Raw genomic sequence first — 14,746 nt, 5'->3', positions numbered from 1 at the left:
CAGCAACCAACTCCGCTGTCGTCCCGGACAAGCGAAGCGCAGATCCGGGACCCATACGCCCAGGGAGAAGTTTGGCGAAGACTTTGCGCTTGGTACAGCAACCGATCTCATTCGCGAGATCACGCGGTATGGGTCCCGGCGTTCGCCGGGACGACGGATGGATCAGCGCAAGATGCCGTCCAGCACCGGCAGCCCGGTGATCACCGCCATCGCGATCAGCCCGTAGCAAATCCGACGAAAGACCGTTTCGCTGGCGCGGCCGAACAGCGAGGCGCCGAACGCGACGCCGATCGCATAGACCGGTCCGACGATGAGCGAGAGCAGCAGCGATTCGCGGCTGATCAGGCCCGTGGTTGCGTAGCTGACCATCGAGAAGAAGTCCGAGGCGCCGAAGAACAGCACGATGTTGGCGCGCGCGACGATCGGTGCGATTGGACGGCCGAGCCAGTAGCCGACGATCGGCGGGCCGCCGGTTTGCGCGAGGCCGCTGCAGAAGCCGGAGAGGCTGCCGATGCCGATCGAGAGCCATGCATGGTCCTTGCCGCGATAGCGCCAGCCCGACAGCAATAGAAGCAGAAGCGCGGCGACGAAGCAGGAGATGATCCAGCGCGTGGTGACGGGCTCGAGCACGCTGAGGAAGTAGGTGCCGATGGGTACGCCGACCAATGCGCCCCGTACGATTACGGCGGTGGCCTTGCGATCCGCCTTTCGCCATGCATCGGGCAGCAGCGGTGCTGCCGCGACGAAGTCGATGACGAGGAGAAGCGCGGCGACAAGCCGCGGCGCCGCGATGCTGCTCGCCAGCGGCATGAAGATCAGCGCCGAGCCGAAGCCCGAGAAGCCGCGCGCGGTGCCCGAAACGAAAGCGACGGCGCAGAGCGCCATCGCAATGGTGAGGCTGACGTCCTTTGGGAGAAGGTCAGTAAATGTCATCCCCGCAGAGTGCCGCCGGTCTTCTTCGTCACCTCCGCGACGATCTTGGCGGCGACGGCCTCGATCTCCTGGTCGGTCAGGGTCTTCTCGCGCGGCTGGATCGTCACCGCGATCGCGATCGACTTCTTGCCGTCGTCGATACCCTTGCCCTCGTAGACGTCGAAGACATTCACGCCGGTGATCAGCTTCTTGTCGACGCCTTGCGCCGCGCGGACGATGTCGCCGCCCTTCACGCTGCGGTCGACGATGAACGCAAAGTCGCGGGACACCGGCTGGAAGGCCGACAGCTCGATCACAGGCTTGGCGCGGGTCGGCTTCTTCTTGGCCTCGGGAACGCGGTCGAGGATCACCTCGAACACCACCAGCGGGCCATCCGCGCCGAGCGCTTCGAGCGCGCGCGGATGCATCTCGCCGAAATGGCCGAGCACGTTTTGCGGTCCGATCTGGATCGTGCCCGAGCGCCCCGGATGTAGCCAGGCGGGTCCGCCGGCGACGATCTGAAGCGCCTGCATCGGCGCACCGGCCGCGGCGAGCACCGCCAGCGCATCGGCCTTGGCGTCGAACACGTCAGCCTGCGCCGAGCCCGACCAGTGGCGGCCGAGACCTTCCGAGGAGGCAAAACCACGGCGCACGCCGCTTGCCGCCATGAACTGATCCTGCGGCCGATCGCCCTTGAACACCTGGCCGACTTCGAACAGTGCGACATCGCCAAAGCCGCGATCGGCATTGGCCTGCGCCGCCGCGATCAGGCCCGCCAAAAGGGTCGGGCGCATGTCGGACAGATCGGATGCGATCGGGTTGGCGACTTCGAGCTCGCGCTGGCCGCCGCCGAACAGTTCTGCCGCGGGCTTGGTGATGAAGGACCAGGTGACGGCTTCGATGATGCCGCGGCTCGCAAGCGCGCGCCTGGCGCGGCGGGTGCGAAGCTGCAGCGGCGTCAGCACGGGCTTTCGCGCATCGGCGCCGCGCTCGAACGGCGTCATCGGCACCTTGTCGACGCCATAGATACGGACGACCTCCTCGACGATGTCGGCCTTGCCGTGCACGTCGGTGCGCCAGGAAGGCACGGCGACCTTCACCACGGGGCCCGGGCCTGCCATCATGAAGCCGAGATGGCTGAGGATGCGCTTCATTTCCGGCTGCGGCACCTCGATGCCGGAGAGACGCTTCACCTCGGTGAGCGGAAAATCGATCACGCGGTCGTCGCCGAAGGCCTTGCCGACCACGACGTTCTCGGACGGCGTGCCGCCGCACATCTCCATCACCAGCTTGGTCGCGAGCTCGAGCCCGGGGACCATGAAGGCCGGATCGACGCCGCGCTCGAAGCGATAGCGAGCGTCCGAATTGATGCCGAGCTTGCGGCCGGTCTGGGCGATGTTGATCTCGTTCCAAAGCGCCGATTCGATCAGCACGTCGGTGGTATTCTCGTCGCAGCCCGAAGCTTCGCCGCCCATGATGCCGGCGAGCGATTCGACGCCGTGCTCGTCCGCGATCACGCAGGTTGCGGGATCGAGAGTGTAGGTGCGGCCGTCGAGCGCGAGCAGCGTCTCGCCGTCACGCGCGCGGCGCACCACGAGATTGCCCTTCACTTTCTTCGCGTCGAACACGTGCAGCGGGCGCGCGCGGTCATAGGTCATGAAGTTGGTGACGTCGACCAGCGCGTTGATCGGGCGCAGACCGATCGCGGTCAATCGCTTCTGCAGCCATTCCGGCGACGGGCCGTTCTTGACGCCGCGCACCAGCCGCAGCGCGAAGCCCGGGCACAGCGCGGCATCCTCGACCGTGACCTTCACCGGACAGGGGAATTCACCCTTGATCGGCTTGATCGTGGGGTCCTTGAACTTGCCCATGTCGGCAGCGGCGAGGTCGCGCGCGATGCCGTGCACGCCGGTGCAGTCCTGCCGGTTCGGCGTCAAATTGATCTCGACCACGGGATCACCGAGCGCGGCCCATTCGGCGTAGCCGGCACCAACAGGCGCGTCCGCCGGCAATTCCATGATGCCGTCATGATCGTTGGAGATCTGCAGCTCAGCCGCCGAGCACAGCATGCCGCGGCTCTCGACGCCGCGGATGGTGCCGACACCGAGCGTGATGTCCTTGCCGGGAATGTAGGTCCCGGGCGGCGAGAACACGCTGACGAGCCCCGCGCGCGCATTCGGCGCGCCGCACACCACCTGCACCGGTGCCGCGCCGTTACCGGTGTCGACCATGCAGACGCGCAGCCGATCCGCATTCGGATGCTGCTCGGCCGAGATCACCTTCGCAATGGTGAACGGCTTCAGCGCCTTCGCCTTGTCCTCGATGTTCTCGACCTCGAGCCCGATCATGGTGAGCTTGTCGGCGAGCTTTTCCAAGGGCTCGTCGGTGTCGAGATGGTCTTTCAGCCAGGAGAGGGTGAATTTCACGAGCTCAGCCCTCCGGCAAGCGTTGGCACTTCGAGCGGCTTGAAGCCGTAATGGGACAGCCAGCGGACGTCGCTGTCGAACAGCTGGCGCAGGTCGGCGATGCCGTATTTCAGCATGGCGATGCGGTCGATGCCCATGCCCCAGGCGAAACCCTGGTATTCGTCGGGATCGATGCCGCAGGCGCGCAGCACGTTCGGATGCACCATGCCGCAGCCGAGAATCTCGAGCCAGTCCTCGCCCTCGCCGAAGCGGATCTCGCCCTTGTCGCGGCGGCACTGGATGTCGACTTCCAGCGACGGCTCGGTGAACGGGAAGAACGAGGGACGGAAGCGCATGTTGATGTTGTCGACCTCGAAGAACGCCTTGCAGAACTCGTGCAGGATCCATTTGAGGTGGCCGAGATGCGAGTGCTTGTCGATGACGAGGCCTTCGACCTGGTGGAATTGCGGCGTGTGGGTCGCGTCCGAATCGATGCGGTAGGTGCGGCCCGGGCAGATCACGCGGATCGGCGGCTTCTGGCTCAGCATGGTGCGCACCTGCACCGGCGAGGTGTGGGTCCGCAGCAGCATGCGCGAGCCGTCCTCCTTCGGATGGAAGAAGAACGTGTCGTGCATCTCGCGCGCGGGATGGCCTTCCGGGAAGTTCAGCTTGGTGAAATTGTAGTCGTCGGTCTCGATATCGGGGCCTTCGGCGACCGAGAATCCCATGTCGGCGAAGATCGTCGTCAGCTCGTCCCAGACCTGGCTCAGCGGATGGATGCGGCCGGCATCAGTCGGTGCCTCGCGCAGCGGCAGCGTGACGTCGACGGTCTCCGAGGCAAGCCGTGCGTCGAGCGCTGCCGACTTCAGAACGTCGCGCTTCGCCGCGAGCGCCTGGGTGACCTCGTCCTTGGCCTGGTTGATCGCGGCGCCCTGCGTCTTGCGCTCTTCAGGCGACATCTTGCCGAGCGTTGCGAGAAGAGCTGAGATCGAGCCCTTCTTGCCGAGCGAGGCCACGCGGACGGCTTCGAGGGCTGCCTCGTCGCCGGCGGAGGTGATCTGTGCGAGGATGGATTGGACGAGGCTGGCAAGGTCGGACACGGTCGGATCCTTTCAAAAGGCTGCCGGTTGTGGCCGCAGCCGGGCCGGAACGTCAAGCCGAATAGCCGTCGCAAATGCAGGGCATTTGAGCCGTACAAGCATGGCCGGCACCAACCTGACGAAGGAGCGGAGGATGCGTTTACGATCCTGCCTGGCCGGCCTGGCCCTGGTTCTCATGGCAGGCGTGGCTCACGCCGCCGAGGAATGTCCGGCCAAATCCAATGCGATGGACGACATCAAATCGGCCCTCAACGCGGCGCCGAGCTGCGACCGCGCCATGAAGCTGTTCGAGGCCTGCTCATACGGCGCCAGTGGCGACGTTCAGTTCGGGGAGGTCGTCGAGAAGAAGTGCGAGGCGGACTTTCTCGGCCAGCTGAAAACGCCGCAGAAGCTCAGCTATCAGCGCGAGTTGGGGGTCTGCGACCGGAAATACCGGAACAAGTCCGGCACCATGTATATTTCGGCAACAGCCTTCTGCCGGGCGGAGGTCGCCCAGCGTTACTCGCGACGCGCGCTGAAGGCCGGCGGAGCCGGCCGTTAGCACGCAAGCCTGGCTCAGGCGGCCAGCGCGGCCTTGGCCTTCTCGGCGATCGCCTGGAACGACGCAGGCTCGTTGATCGCGAGATCCGACAGCACCTTGCGGTCCACGGTGATGCCCGACTTGGCGAGGCCGTCGATAAATCGGCTGTAGGTCATGCCGAACGGACGGACGGCAGCATTGAGGCGCTGGATCCAGAGCGCGCGGAACGTCCGCTTCTTGCGCTTGCGATCGCGGAAGGCGTACTGCTGGGCCTTCTCCACGGCCGGCTTGGCGGCGCGGATGGTGTTCTTGCGGCGGCCGTAGAAGCCCTTGGCGGCCTTGTAGACTTTCTTGTGCTTGGCGTGGGCGGTCACACCGCGTTTGACGCGAGACATGACAAAATCCTTCAGAGATGACTTGGTTTTTCGGATCGCCGCGCAAAACGCGGCGCTGATGGCAATGATCTTGGACGCGATCAGGCGTTCGGCAAGAAGTACTTCTTGACGTTGTCGCCGTCGGTCTTGAACAGCACGGCGGTGCCGCGGAGCTGACGGATCTGCTTCTTCGTCCGCTTGATCATGCCGTGACGCTTGCCGCGATGGGCGAACATCACTTTGCCGGTGGCAGTCACCTTGAAGCGCTTTTTAGCGCCCGATTTGGTCTTCAGCTTGGGCATTTGGCTCTCCTAATGGCCAACGAAATCCGCCCGCGAAGGCGGCCTGGCCGTCAAAAATGCTCGTTAGAGCGTTGATTGTGCTCAGGTTTCTACGAACAAGCGCGAAACCCGCACGAAACACCGCCACGGCAGCCCTTAATCAGCCGGGCGATGAAGGCCGGGCTTATGACAGAGAACGGGCGAATTGGCAACGATGAACCGGTGAAACCTGGCGGCCGACTATTCGGAATTGCTACCATCCTTGTCCAAGTCGTGTCGCCAGAAGCAGGACCAAAATGGCTCATTTCCCGCAGTTGATTTCGTCTTTCGCCGCTCTTGCCCGCCCACGCCGCCTGGCGCTGCTTGCCGTGGTTGCGGCCGCCTTGCTGCCCTCGACCGCCGATGCCCGTGTCGGCGGCTATGACGGCATCTGGAATGTCACTTTCGCCACCACCCGGGGCAATTGCAGCTCCGGCTACAGCGTCCCCTTCGCCGTGACCGGCAGCCGGGTCTCGTCGGCCGGTGGCGGCCGGGTTTCCGGCACGGTCAGGCGCGGCGGCGCCGTCGCGGTCCAGGTCTCGGTCGGCGCGTCCCACGCCAGCGGCGGCGGCCGGCTCGCCGGTGTGGCCGGCACCGGCTCCTGGAACGGCATCATTTCCGGCGACCGCTGCAGCGGCACCTGGCAGGCGACGCGGACCTGACAACAAAACGGCCCGCCGGAGAGCCGGACGGGCCGTTGAATTCTTTACCTTAAAGAGCCTGCGTCAGCGCGGCGCCAGCACCATGACGACCTGGCGGCCTTCGAACCGCGCGTCCTGCTCTACCTTGGCGAGCTCGGCAACGTCGGTCTTGATCTTGTCGAGCAGCTTGGTGCCGATCTCCTGGTGCGCCATTTCGCGGCCGCGATAGCGCAGCGTGATCTTGACCTTGTCGCCCTCTTCGAAGAAGCGCTGCATCGCGCGCATCTTAACTTCGTAATCGTGGTCGTCGATCATCGGGCGGAGCTTGATCTCCTTGATCTCGACGATCTTCTGCCGCTTGCGGGCTTCGGCGGCTTTTTTCTGGGCGGAATACTTATACTTCCCGTAGTCCATGATCTTGCAGACGGGAGGGCTGACGTTCGGCGAGATCTCGACCAGATCCATGCCGGCTTCCTGGGCCATGCGGATGGCCATGACGGTCTCGACCGTGCCTTTGTTGTCACCGGTCTGATCGATCAGCTGGATCTGCGCATTGCGAATATCATCATTGATGCGCGGCCCGTCTTTGCTGGCAACGGGCGGGGCTTTATTGGGACGGCGAATGGGTGGTTCTCCAAAGTTGTGAAAGAGGCAGCTACTGTGCAGGAAGATAGGTTTGCCGGCAAGCAATTCGCTCGGGCGGAGGCGAAATAGCCTCAAATGCGAGGCATTTCGGTCACGCCGATCGGCACGCTGACGGACATAGACACCTTGCTTCTGTTCCGCAAGCGTCCCAAAGGGCCAATCCCGGGCCGCGCCGCGGAACACGCCCGGACAGCTCAAACTGCACAGCCGGAGTAAACGTTCCATGACCGATGCCATTTCCGACGCCGTGCTCGACTTCATCGATGTGGGCGAGGGCCCGTCCGCGCGCAGGATCGCGGTGCGCAGCCGTCCCGGAAAGGGCCCCGGCCTGGTGTGGCTGGGCGGATTCAAGTCGGACATGCTGGGTGGCAAGGCCGTGGCGCTGGACGGCTGGGCCAAGGACCACGGCCGCGCCGTGGTCCGGTTCGACTATTCCGGCCACGGCGAATCCGGCGGTGATTTCGCTGACGGAACCATCGGACGCTGGCTCGAGGACAGCGTCGCGGTGGTCGAGCGGTTCTGCGACGGCCCGCAGATCCTGATCGGCTCCTCCATGGGCGGCTGGATGGCGCTGCTGCTCGCCCGCGAGATCAGGAAGCGGACCAGCAAAGCGTCGTTGGCGGGGCTCGTGCTGATCGCGCCGGCGCCCGACTTCACCGAGGAGCTGATGTGGAAGAATTTCTCGCCCGAGGTGAAGCAGGAGATCGAGACCAAGGGTTTCTGGCTGCGTCCGTCGGACTATGGCGACGGCTCGCCCTATCCGATCACGCGAAACCTGATCGAGGAGGGGCGCAATCATCTCGTGCTCGGCAGCGCGATCGATCTCGGCTGTCCCGTCCGCATCCTGCAGGGCGCGCAGGATCCTGACGTGCCCTGGCAGCACGCCTTCGCGCTGACCCATCGCCTGCCGGCCGACGATGTCGTGCTGACCATGATCCAGGACGGCGATCACCGCCTCTCCCGCCCGCAGGACATCGCGCGCATTCTTGCCGCGGTGGCCGAGATCGGGTGAAGTGATGCTCAGAATTCGATGTCATCATCCGCGAAGGCGGATGATCCAGTATTCCACCAGCGGTCGTGATTGAGCCGAGAAGCCTCGGCGTATTGGATGCCCCGGTCAAGCCGGGGCATGACGGAGAGGGAGATCGGGAGAAACGCCAATGACCACCACCGCCATGCTGCGCGCCTTCTGCGACGCTGTTGAACAGCGTAACGGCAAAGCGTTCGCCGAGCTATTCACCGAGGACGGCGTTTATCATGACGTCTTCTACGGCGCCTTCGAAGGCCGCTCCAAAATCGCAGCGATGGTCGACGACTGGTTCTATCGCACGGCGACCGATTTTCGCTGGGACATGCACGATCCCGTCACCGACGGCACCACGCTCTATGCGCGCTACACCTTCAGTTATCGCTCGACCTTGCCGGAGGCGGGCGGCGCGCGGGCGATGTTCGAGGGTGTCGCGATCATGACGCTCCGCGACGGCAGGATCGTGAACTATCACGAAGTCGCCAACACCGCGACGGCCTTCGTCGATCTGAAGTTCGCGCCGGAGCGTATTGCCAAGATCGTCGCCAAGCAGGGTGCCGAGCTGAAGGCACGGCCGGAGATGCAGCGGCATTTGTCCTGACGGTCGCCCTACGGCGGCGGTGGCAGCTTCGCCATCGGCTTGCGCTGCGCCAGCGCTGCGACCGTGGCGGTGCCGATCGGACCCTCTTCGTCATAGAGCCAGCATTCGCCGATCGCGACGCCGTCGGTGGCCTGGTGATTGACCACGTCGAAGCCGATCCAGTTCGTCACCGGCAGCCGGTGCAGATAGATCGTGACGTCGCTGTTGATGTAGCCGAGCCCCTTGTCGCCGGCATTCGCAAACGGGCTGGCGAAATCGGCACCGACAGTGACATGCACGAACGGCGTCATCGGCACGCCCGCCACCAGCTCGCGCACCTCGCTCATCCACAGCCGCCGCGGACCGAGCGAGCCCATGTGGCCCACGATCGGCCGCGTCGTCCATTTGCCGTTCATGCCGAGTCTCGGATCGGTCGGCTTGGGAATGTCGGCCGGCTTCGGTGCGTCCCAGTTCGGCGGCGACCAGACATTGCCGTCGGGATTTTGCGTTCGGCGCAGCAACTGGCAGGAGGCGCGCGCCATGCTGACGCCGCCGGACAAGAACTCCGCCTCGACCACGCGGATACGCAGTCCGTCGCGCACCAGGCGCGTCGTCACGTGAATCGGCTTGTCGATGGTCGGCAGCCGAAACATGTCGACGGTGAGCCGCGCCGGCACGAATTCAGGCCCGGAATGGCGCTCCTCGATGGCGAAGCCGAGCAGGCCGACGATGACGCGCCCGTGCAGCGAGTTCGGATCCCACGGACCGTTGGCGACTTCCGTCGGGTGGAATGTGTCGCCGTCGCGGGTGAAGAAAGGCATGTTTGTCATGACGCGCGACCTTGAAGGAAGCTGCGGGGAAATCAAGGGTGGGGAGAGCATGCACTGTGGCCGCAACAACGGTGCCATCGCCCGGCTTGACCGGGCGATCCAGTACTCCGAGATGGCAGCGATTGAATCGATAGGCCGCAGCGTACTGGATCCCCCGCCGGAGCCTGTCATCGGGCTCGCCGAAGGCGAGACCCGGTGGCGGGGATGACAGCGGAGGATTAGGAGGCGGCGTGCCACTCCTCATGCACGCTTTCGTCGCGCTCTGTGCCCATCGCGGCAGACTTCATCGCGACGAACTCATCTCGTGGCACCAACTGCCCCAACGCCCACACCGCGGCCCCACGCACCAACGGACTCTCGTCCTCCAGCAATCGTCGCGCCTCCGCGGCCAGCGCTATCTCGCCGGAGTTGCCGATCGCGATCAGCACGTTCCGCAAGAACCGGTCGCGGCCGATGCGCTTCACCGGCGACTTCGTGAACAGCGCACGGAACGCAGCGTCATCCAGCCGTGCGAGTTCGGCGAGATCCGGCGCCCGCAATTCCTCGCGCGCGGCGAGCTTCGCCTCGCGGCCCTCTTGCGCGAACTTGTTCCAGGGGCACGCCGCAAGACAATCGTCGCAGCCATAGATGCGATTGCCGATGGCTTTGCGAAACGCGCGCGGGATCGGTCCCTTGTTCTCGATGGTGAGATACGAGATGCAGCGCCGCGCGTCGAGCTTGTAGGGCGCGGGAAACGCCGACGTCGGGCAGATCTCGAGGCAGGCCCGGCACGAGCCGCAATGATCGATCTCGGCATCGTCGCGCGGCAGCTCGAGCGTGGTGTAGATCGCGCCCAGAAACAGCCAGGAGCCGAATTCGCGGGAGACGAGATTGGTATGCTTGCCCTGCCAGCCGAGACCCGCGGTCTGCGCCAGCGGTTTCTCCATCACCGCGGCGGTGTCGACGAACACCTTCACCTCCGACGGTGCGGTCGCGACCAGCCAGCGCGCCAGCGCCTTCAGGCGCTTCTTGATGAGGTCGTGATAGTCGTCACCTTGCGCATAGACCGAGATCGCCGCGCGAGTCCGTTGCTTGAGGATCTCGAGCGGATCGGAGTCGGGGCCGTAATTGACGCCGAGCATGATCACGCTGCGCACGTCGGCCCACAGCCCGCGCGGATCGACGCGGCGCTCCGGTTGCGCGGCCAGCCAGTCCATGTCGCCATGGCCGCCCGAAGCGATGAATTCGAGAAAATGCTGTCCCGCGTTCTCGATCGTACCCGGCACAGTGACGCCGATGCAGTCGAAGCCGAGCGCGCGCGCCTCGTGCGCAAGCGCCGTCCGAATCTCATCAATGTCGATGCTGGATTTCATCACCGATGCATCCACACTCGTCATGCCCGGGACAAGCCCGGGCATGACGACCTTCATCAGAAATCCAGGTCCACGTAGGTCCGCGACGCCGGCACGCCGGCCAGCCATTCGCTCAGCAGCGGACGGAACGACGGGCGGGATTTCACCCGCGCGTACCACGCCTTTGCCGCGTCGTCCTCGCTCCATGGCACGTCGCCCAGATAGTCGATCGCCGAGAGATGCGCCGCGGCGGCGAGATCCGCATAAGTGAGCCGGTCGCCGGCGAGGAAGTTACGCGTCTGCGCCAGCCAGCCGATATAGGCCAGATGATAGCGTACATTTGCCTTGGCCGCGCGCATCACGTCGGCCGAGGGCGCGCCGCCGCCGTTGTCCTCGCTCATGAAGCGCTTGTAGATTCGCTCGGTGACGAGAGGATGAGAGACTTCCTCGAAGAATTTTTCGTTGAACCAGGCCATCAGCCGGCGCACCTCGACGCGCTCGGCAATGGTGTCCGGCATCAGGCGCTTGGGCCCCATCTCGTGACCATAGGCTTCGTCGACATATTCGGCGATGATGGCCGCGCCGGGGATCGGCGGCTGCTCCTCGTCCACCAGGACCGGCGTCGTCCCTGCCGCATTGAGCAGCAGAAATGCCTCGCGCCGCTCCCAGCTGCGCTCTTCGACCAGCCGAGTTTCGAGTCCGTATTCCCCCGCGATCAGGCGGATGAAGCGCGAATGCGGACAGAACGGATGATGATACAGCGTAAACATGAAGCCTTTGACTATGTGATGGTGCTTAAGAATCCATCAATGTTTGTGCGGCGCCACACTAGTCCTTCAAAACCGCGAAGCAAGGGCGAGATGTCGCATTTTGCGATTGCAGCATTGGGGGGAATAGGCGAGAAGAACCCCGTTTTTCCAGCGGAAATGGACCGTAAATATGTCAGACGCAATACGGGCAGTGATCCTCGGCATCATCGAGGGTGTGACCGAGTTCCTTCCCGTTTCCTCGACCGGCCACCTGCTGCTTGCGGAGCGTTTCTTCCATCTTGGCGAAGGCGCGTTCTGGGATTCGTTTACCGTTCTGATCCAGCTCGGCGCGATCCTTGCGATCGTCGTGCTGTACTTCAAGAAATTGTGGGACGTCGCGATCGGCATGTTCACCGGCGATGCCGATGCGCGCCGCTTTGTGATCGGCGTGCTGGTCGCGTTCCTGCCCGCAGTCATCGTCGGCCTCGTCGCCGGCAAATACATCAAGAGCCTGCTGTTCAATCCGTGGGTCGTCTGTTTCTCGCTGATCGTCGGCGGCGCCATCCTGTTGTGGGTCGACCGGCTCGATCTCAAGGCGCGCGAGCATGATGCCACCCGCTTTCCGCTGCTGATGTATCTCTATATCGGCATCGCGCAGTGCGTCGCGATGATCCCGGGCGTGTCGCGCTCCGGCGCCAGCATCGTCGCGGCGATGTTCTTGGGCGCCGACAAGCGCGCGGCGGCGGAGTTCTCGTTCTTCCTCGCCATTCCCACCATGATCGGCGCGTTCGCCTATGACTTCTACAAGAACCGCTCCGAGATGACGATGGACCACATGGGCATCGTCGCGATCGGCTTCGTGGTGTCGTTCATCACCGCAATCATCGTGGTGAAGACGTTCCTGTCCTACGTCACCCGCCACGGCTTCGTGGTGTTCGCCTGGTGGCGCGTCATCGTCGGCACCCTCGGCCTGATCGCGCTGGCGCTGGGACGTTAAGCGATTGAGCCGTAGCCCGGATGGAGCGAAGCGAAATCCGGGAATCGTGCCACACGCGCTGACGGCCCCGGATTGCGCTACGCTCCATCCGGGCTATCCCGCCCGGCTATGCCGGCTTTTCTCAACGCAATATAAGCTTTTGATCGGTAGGCAGTTTCCACGCGGGGCGGTTCGCCCTGCACAGGAGCTGAACCATGACCCTCGTCAGCGGCTGGGGACGCTTCCCGGTCGTCGATAGCGAACTCCTGCGGCCGCGGTCGTTCGAGGCCGTGGGCGAAGCCGTGGTGGCCGGCTCGGTGGCCAGAGGCAACGGCCGCGCCTATGGCGATGCCGCGATCGGCGCCGTCAGAACCGTCGCCATGACAGGCTTCGACCGGGTCAGGTCGTTTGATCCCGCGACCGGGCGCATCCGCCTCGAAGCCGGCGTGCTGCTGTCGGACCTGATCGACACGTTCGGTCCGCGCGGCTTTCTGCCCTTCGTCGTTCCCGGCACGCGCTTTGTGTCCGTCGGCGGTGCCATTGCCGCTGACGTCCACGGCAAGAACCATCATTGCGAGGGCGGTTTCGGCCGCTATGTCGACAGCATCCTGCTGCGCACGGGCCAGGGCGAGACCATCGAGGCCTCGCGCGAGGAGAATTCCGATGCGTTCTTCGCGACCATCGGCGGCATGGGCCTCACCGGAATCATTCTCGAAGCGACGATGCGGCTGCGCGCCGTCGAGACTGGCTGGATCCGCGAGCGGGTGATCGCCGCATCCGATCTCGATGCCGCGATGCGTGCGCTCGACGACGGCGATGCCGCGACCTATTCGGTGGCGTGGATCGATTGCGCGGCGAAAGGGCGTGATCTCGGCCGCTCGCTGATCTATCTCGGTGAGCATGCAGGGCCGGGCGAACTTGCCGACGGCGCCGCGGCATTTCCCGTCGGCAAGAATCCCGGGCTCGCCGTGCCCGTCGACCTGCCGGCGATGACATTGAATCGCACCAGCATCCGCGCCTTCAACGAGCTCTACTACCGCATGGGCGCGCGGCGCGCCGGCGGCAGCCATGTGGTCTCGCTCTACCCCTATTTCTTCCCGCTCGACGCTATCGCCGACTGGAATCGCATCTATGGACGTCGCGGCTTCCTTCAGCATCAATGCGTGATTCCGCAAGCTGGCGCGCGCGCCGTGCTCGGCGAGATCCTGGGTCGCGTCGCACAGCGCGGCGACGCGTCCTTCCTCGCGGTGCTCAAGAAGCTCGGCGAGGGCGACGGCATTTTGTCGTTTCCGTTGCCCGGCTATACGCTGGCGCTGGATTTTCCGGTGAAGGGCGACATCATGAACTTCCTCGACGAGGTCGACCGCCTCGTCGTCGCCGCCGGCGGAAGGCTCTATCTCGCCAAGGACGCGCGCCAGTCGCGCACGACGTTCGAGGTCGGCTATCCGGCCCTCCAACGCTTCAACGCGATCCGCAGATCGCTCGATCCCGCCGGAAACATTCGCTCGAAACTTTCACAACGCCTGTTCGATGAGGTTTAAGCCGTGACATCACGCAAGACCGCAATTGTGCTCGGTGGTTCCTCCGATATCGGCCGCGCTGCCGCGCGCGCCTTTGCCAAGGCCGGATACGATGTCGCCCTCGCGGGCCGCGATGTCGCCGCGCTGGAGCCCGACGCCGCGGACCTGCGCGCGCGTTACGATGTCGTTGTTGGTCTCTACAAGTTCGATGTGCTCGACACCGCCTCGTTCGAGGGATTCGTGAACGGGCTTCCGGCGTTGCCTGACGTCGTCATCTCGATCGTCGGCCTGCTGGGTGTGCAGGAGAACGCCGAGAGCGATCTCGCCCACGCCACCACGATCATGCGCTCGAACTACGAAGGCCCGTCGCTGATCCTCGGCCTGTTCGCCGAAAAATTCTTAGGCCGCGGCACCGGCACGATCGTCGGTGTGTCTTCGGTCGCAGGCGATCGCGGCCGCGCCTCGAACTATGTCTACGGCTCGGCGAAAGCAGGCTTCTCGGCGTTTCTCTCAGGCCTGCGCGCGCGCGCGAGCCGCGGCGGCGTTCACGTCGTCACGGTGAAGCCGGGCTTCGTCCGCACCAGGATGACCGAGGGCATGAAGCTGATCGGCCCGCTCACCGTGGATGCGCCGGTGGTGGGCGACGCGATCCTCGGCGCCGTCGAGAACAAGACCGATGTCGTCTACGTCAGCGGCAAATGGCGCCTCGTGATGCTGATCATCAAGACGCTGCCGGAAGCGGTGTTCAAGAAGCTGAGGTTTTAAAACTTGATGGGCTTGCGCTGCAGCCGCATCGGCAGTGTGCTCCCTCGCCCC

General features: G+C 64.6%; 17 protein-coding genes. 8 read left to right on the top strand and 9 right to left on the bottom strand.

Translation table 11 applies throughout. The features are described 5' to 3' along the window. Positions 1-162 precede the first annotated feature (162 nt). The 3 genes from F8237_RS15135 to pheS are packed head-to-tail and all read right to left on the bottom strand — an operon-like array spanning position 163 to position 4,417. Positions 163-933, bottom strand: coding sequence for a sulfite exporter TauE/SafE family protein (locus tag F8237_RS15135; RefSeq protein WP_151645784.1), 771 nt, complete (start codon positions 931-933; stop codon positions 163-165). Beyond that, the gene (gene pheT, locus F8237_RS15130) at positions 930-3,338 is read right to left on the bottom strand and encodes a phenylalanine--tRNA ligase subunit beta (RefSeq protein ID WP_151645781.1); all 2,409 of its coding nucleotides are present in this window, start codon (positions 3,336-3,338) and stop codon (positions 930-932) included. Before pheT ends, F8237_RS15135 begins: the two co-directional genes overlap by 4 nt. Then, positions 3,335-4,417 (bottom strand): phenylalanine--tRNA ligase subunit alpha, encoded by a 1,083-nt coding sequence (gene pheS, locus F8237_RS15125; protein WP_151645779.1) that lies wholly within the window; start codon positions 4,415-4,417, stop codon positions 3,335-3,337. Before pheS ends, pheT begins: the two co-directional genes overlap by 4 nt. A 133-nt stretch (positions 4,418-4,550) precedes the next feature. Between pheS and F8237_RS15120 the strand changes: the two genes are divergently transcribed. Then, entirely contained in the window at positions 4,551-4,958 is a 408-nt protein-coding gene (locus tag F8237_RS15120; protein ID WP_151650556.1) for a hypothetical protein, read from the top strand. A 14-nt stretch (positions 4,959-4,972) separates the two neighbouring features. Here F8237_RS15120 and rplT read toward each other — a convergent pair whose 3' ends face one another. Both rplT and rpmI read right to left on the bottom strand, forming a co-directional pair. Then, a complete protein-coding gene (rplT, locus tag F8237_RS15115) occupies positions 4,973-5,332 on the bottom strand; it encodes a 50S ribosomal protein L20 (RefSeq protein WP_014438774.1) in 360 nt (119 codons plus the stop codon). Between the two features lie 80 nt (positions 5,333-5,412). Further along, the gene (rpmI, locus tag F8237_RS15110) at positions 5,413-5,613 is read right to left on the bottom strand and encodes a 50S ribosomal protein L35 (protein ID WP_008143958.1); all 201 of its coding nucleotides are present in this window, start codon (positions 5,611-5,613) and stop codon (positions 5,413-5,415) included. 275 nt (positions 5,614-5,888) lie between these two features. Between rpmI and F8237_RS15105 the strand changes: the two genes are divergently transcribed. Further along, complete coding sequence (locus F8237_RS15105) at positions 5,889-6,293, top strand: hypothetical protein (RefSeq protein WP_151645777.1); 405 nt, start codon at positions 5,889-5,891, stop codon at positions 6,291-6,293. Positions 6,294-6,356: 63 nt separating this feature from the next. Here the strand turns inward: F8237_RS15105 and infC are convergent, their stop codons facing one another. Continuing rightward, positions 6,357-6,896, bottom strand: coding sequence for a translation initiation factor IF-3 (infC, locus tag F8237_RS15100; RefSeq protein ID WP_143846126.1), 540 nt, complete (start codon positions 6,894-6,896; stop codon positions 6,357-6,359). 244 nt (positions 6,897-7,140) lie between these two features. Here infC and F8237_RS15095 point away from each other — a divergent pair, with 244 nt between their 5' ends. Further along, positions 7,141-7,929: an alpha/beta hydrolase gene (locus tag F8237_RS15095; RefSeq protein ID WP_151645775.1), complete on the top strand. Its 789-nt coding sequence runs from the start codon at positions 7,141-7,143 to the stop codon at positions 7,927-7,929. Positions 7,930-8,077: 148 nt separating this feature from the next. Next, entirely contained in the window at positions 8,078-8,545 is a 468-nt protein-coding gene (locus tag F8237_RS15090; protein ID WP_151645773.1) for a nuclear transport factor 2 family protein, read from the top strand. Positions 8,546-8,553: 8 nt separating this feature from the next. Here F8237_RS15090 and F8237_RS15085 read toward each other — a convergent pair whose 3' ends face one another. Beyond that, on the bottom strand, positions 8,554-9,354 hold the full coding sequence (locus tag F8237_RS15085; RefSeq protein ID WP_151645771.1) for an acyl-CoA thioesterase domain-containing protein: 801 nt from the start codon (positions 9,352-9,354) through the stop codon (positions 8,554-8,556). On the opposite strand from F8237_RS15085, the gene F8237_RS35915 reads away from it, so the two are divergent. Next, positions 9,344-9,562: a hypothetical protein gene (locus F8237_RS35915; protein WP_154696360.1), complete on the top strand. Its 219-nt coding sequence runs from the start codon at positions 9,344-9,346 to the stop codon at positions 9,560-9,562. The two genes, F8237_RS15085 and F8237_RS35915, sit on opposite strands and share 11 nt — an antisense overlap. A gap of 10 nt (positions 9,563-9,572) precedes the next feature. On the opposite strand, the gene queG is transcribed toward F8237_RS35915, so the two are convergent. Both queG and F8237_RS15075 read right to left on the bottom strand, forming a co-directional pair. Then, positions 9,573-10,730, bottom strand: coding sequence for a tRNA epoxyqueuosine(34) reductase QueG (gene queG, locus F8237_RS15080; protein ID WP_374761614.1), 1,158 nt, complete (start codon positions 10,728-10,730; stop codon positions 9,573-9,575). 32 nt (positions 10,731-10,762) lie between these two features. After that, entirely contained in the window at positions 10,763-11,455 is a 693-nt protein-coding gene (locus F8237_RS15075; protein WP_151645767.1) for a glutathione S-transferase family protein, read from the bottom strand. Positions 11,456-11,624: 169 nt separating this feature from the next. Between F8237_RS15075 and F8237_RS15070 the strand changes: the two genes are divergently transcribed. From F8237_RS15070 to F8237_RS15060, 3 genes are all read left to right on the top strand, one after another. Beyond that, positions 11,625-12,431 carry an undecaprenyl-diphosphate phosphatase gene (locus F8237_RS15070; protein WP_151645765.1) on the top strand — a complete coding sequence of 269 codons (807 nt, stop codon included), beginning with the start codon at positions 11,625-11,627 and terminating at the stop codon, positions 12,429-12,431. Between the two features lie 194 nt (positions 12,432-12,625). Further along, positions 12,626-13,951, top strand: a complete 1,326-nt coding sequence (locus F8237_RS15065; RefSeq protein ID WP_151645763.1) for an FAD-binding oxidoreductase — start codon at positions 12,626-12,628, stop codon at positions 13,949-13,951. 3 nt (positions 13,952-13,954) lie between these two features. Further along, positions 13,955-14,695 (top strand): SDR family oxidoreductase, encoded by a 741-nt coding sequence (locus tag F8237_RS15060; RefSeq protein ID WP_151645761.1) that lies wholly within the window; start codon positions 13,955-13,957, stop codon positions 14,693-14,695. Positions 14,696-14,746 lie beyond the last annotated feature (51 nt).

It is taken from the genome of Bradyrhizobium betae (genome assembly GCF_008932115.1).
In the GTDB taxonomy this organism is placed as follows: domain Bacteria; phylum Pseudomonadota; class Alphaproteobacteria; order Rhizobiales; family Xanthobacteraceae; genus Bradyrhizobium; species Bradyrhizobium betae.
The sequence above is the reverse complement of the archived record's forward strand: the minus strand, read 5'-3'. Positions and strand labels throughout refer to the sequence as shown.

What these genes read in the sequence shown, in the direction of transcription:
- F8237_RS15135 (WP_151645784.1), bottom strand. Translation starts at nt 933, where the DNA reads ATGACATTTACTGACCTTCTCCCAAAGGACGTCAGCCTCACCATTGCG.
- F8237_RS15120 (WP_151650556.1), top strand. Translation starts at nt 4,551, where the DNA reads ATGCGTTTACGATCCTGCCTGGCCGGCCTGGCCCTGGTTCTCATGGCA.
- rplT (WP_014438774.1), bottom strand. Translation starts at nt 5,332, where the DNA reads ATGTCTCGCGTCAAACGCGGTGTGACCGCCCACGCCAAGCACAAGAAA.
- rpmI (WP_008143958.1), bottom strand. Translation starts at nt 5,613, where the DNA reads ATGCCCAAGCTGAAGACCAAATCGGGCGCTAAAAAGCGCTTCAAGGTG.
- F8237_RS15105 (WP_151645777.1), top strand. Translation starts at nt 5,889, where the DNA reads ATGGCTCATTTCCCGCAGTTGATTTCGTCTTTCGCCGCTCTTGCCCGC.
- F8237_RS15095 (WP_151645775.1), top strand. Translation starts at nt 7,141, where the DNA reads ATGACCGATGCCATTTCCGACGCCGTGCTCGACTTCATCGATGTGGGC.
- F8237_RS15090 (WP_151645773.1), top strand. Translation starts at nt 8,078, where the DNA reads ATGACCACCACCGCCATGCTGCGCGCCTTCTGCGACGCTGTTGAACAG.
- F8237_RS35915 (WP_154696360.1), top strand. Translation starts at nt 9,344, where the DNA reads ATGTTTGTCATGACGCGCGACCTTGAAGGAAGCTGCGGGGAAATCAAG.
- F8237_RS15085 (WP_151645771.1), bottom strand. Translation starts at nt 9,354, where the DNA reads ATGACAAACATGCCTTTCTTCACCCGCGACGGCGACACATTCCACCCG.
- queG (WP_374761614.1), bottom strand. Translation starts at nt 10,730, where the DNA reads ATGACGAGTGTGGATGCATCGGTGATGAAATCCAGCATCGACATTGAT.
- F8237_RS15075 (WP_151645767.1), bottom strand. Translation starts at nt 11,455, where the DNA reads ATGTTTACGCTGTATCATCATCCGTTCTGTCCGCATTCGCGCTTCATC.
- F8237_RS15070 (WP_151645765.1), top strand. Translation starts at nt 11,625, where the DNA reads ATGTCAGACGCAATACGGGCAGTGATCCTCGGCATCATCGAGGGTGTG.
- F8237_RS15065 (WP_151645763.1), top strand. Translation starts at nt 12,626, where the DNA reads ATGACCCTCGTCAGCGGCTGGGGACGCTTCCCGGTCGTCGATAGCGAA.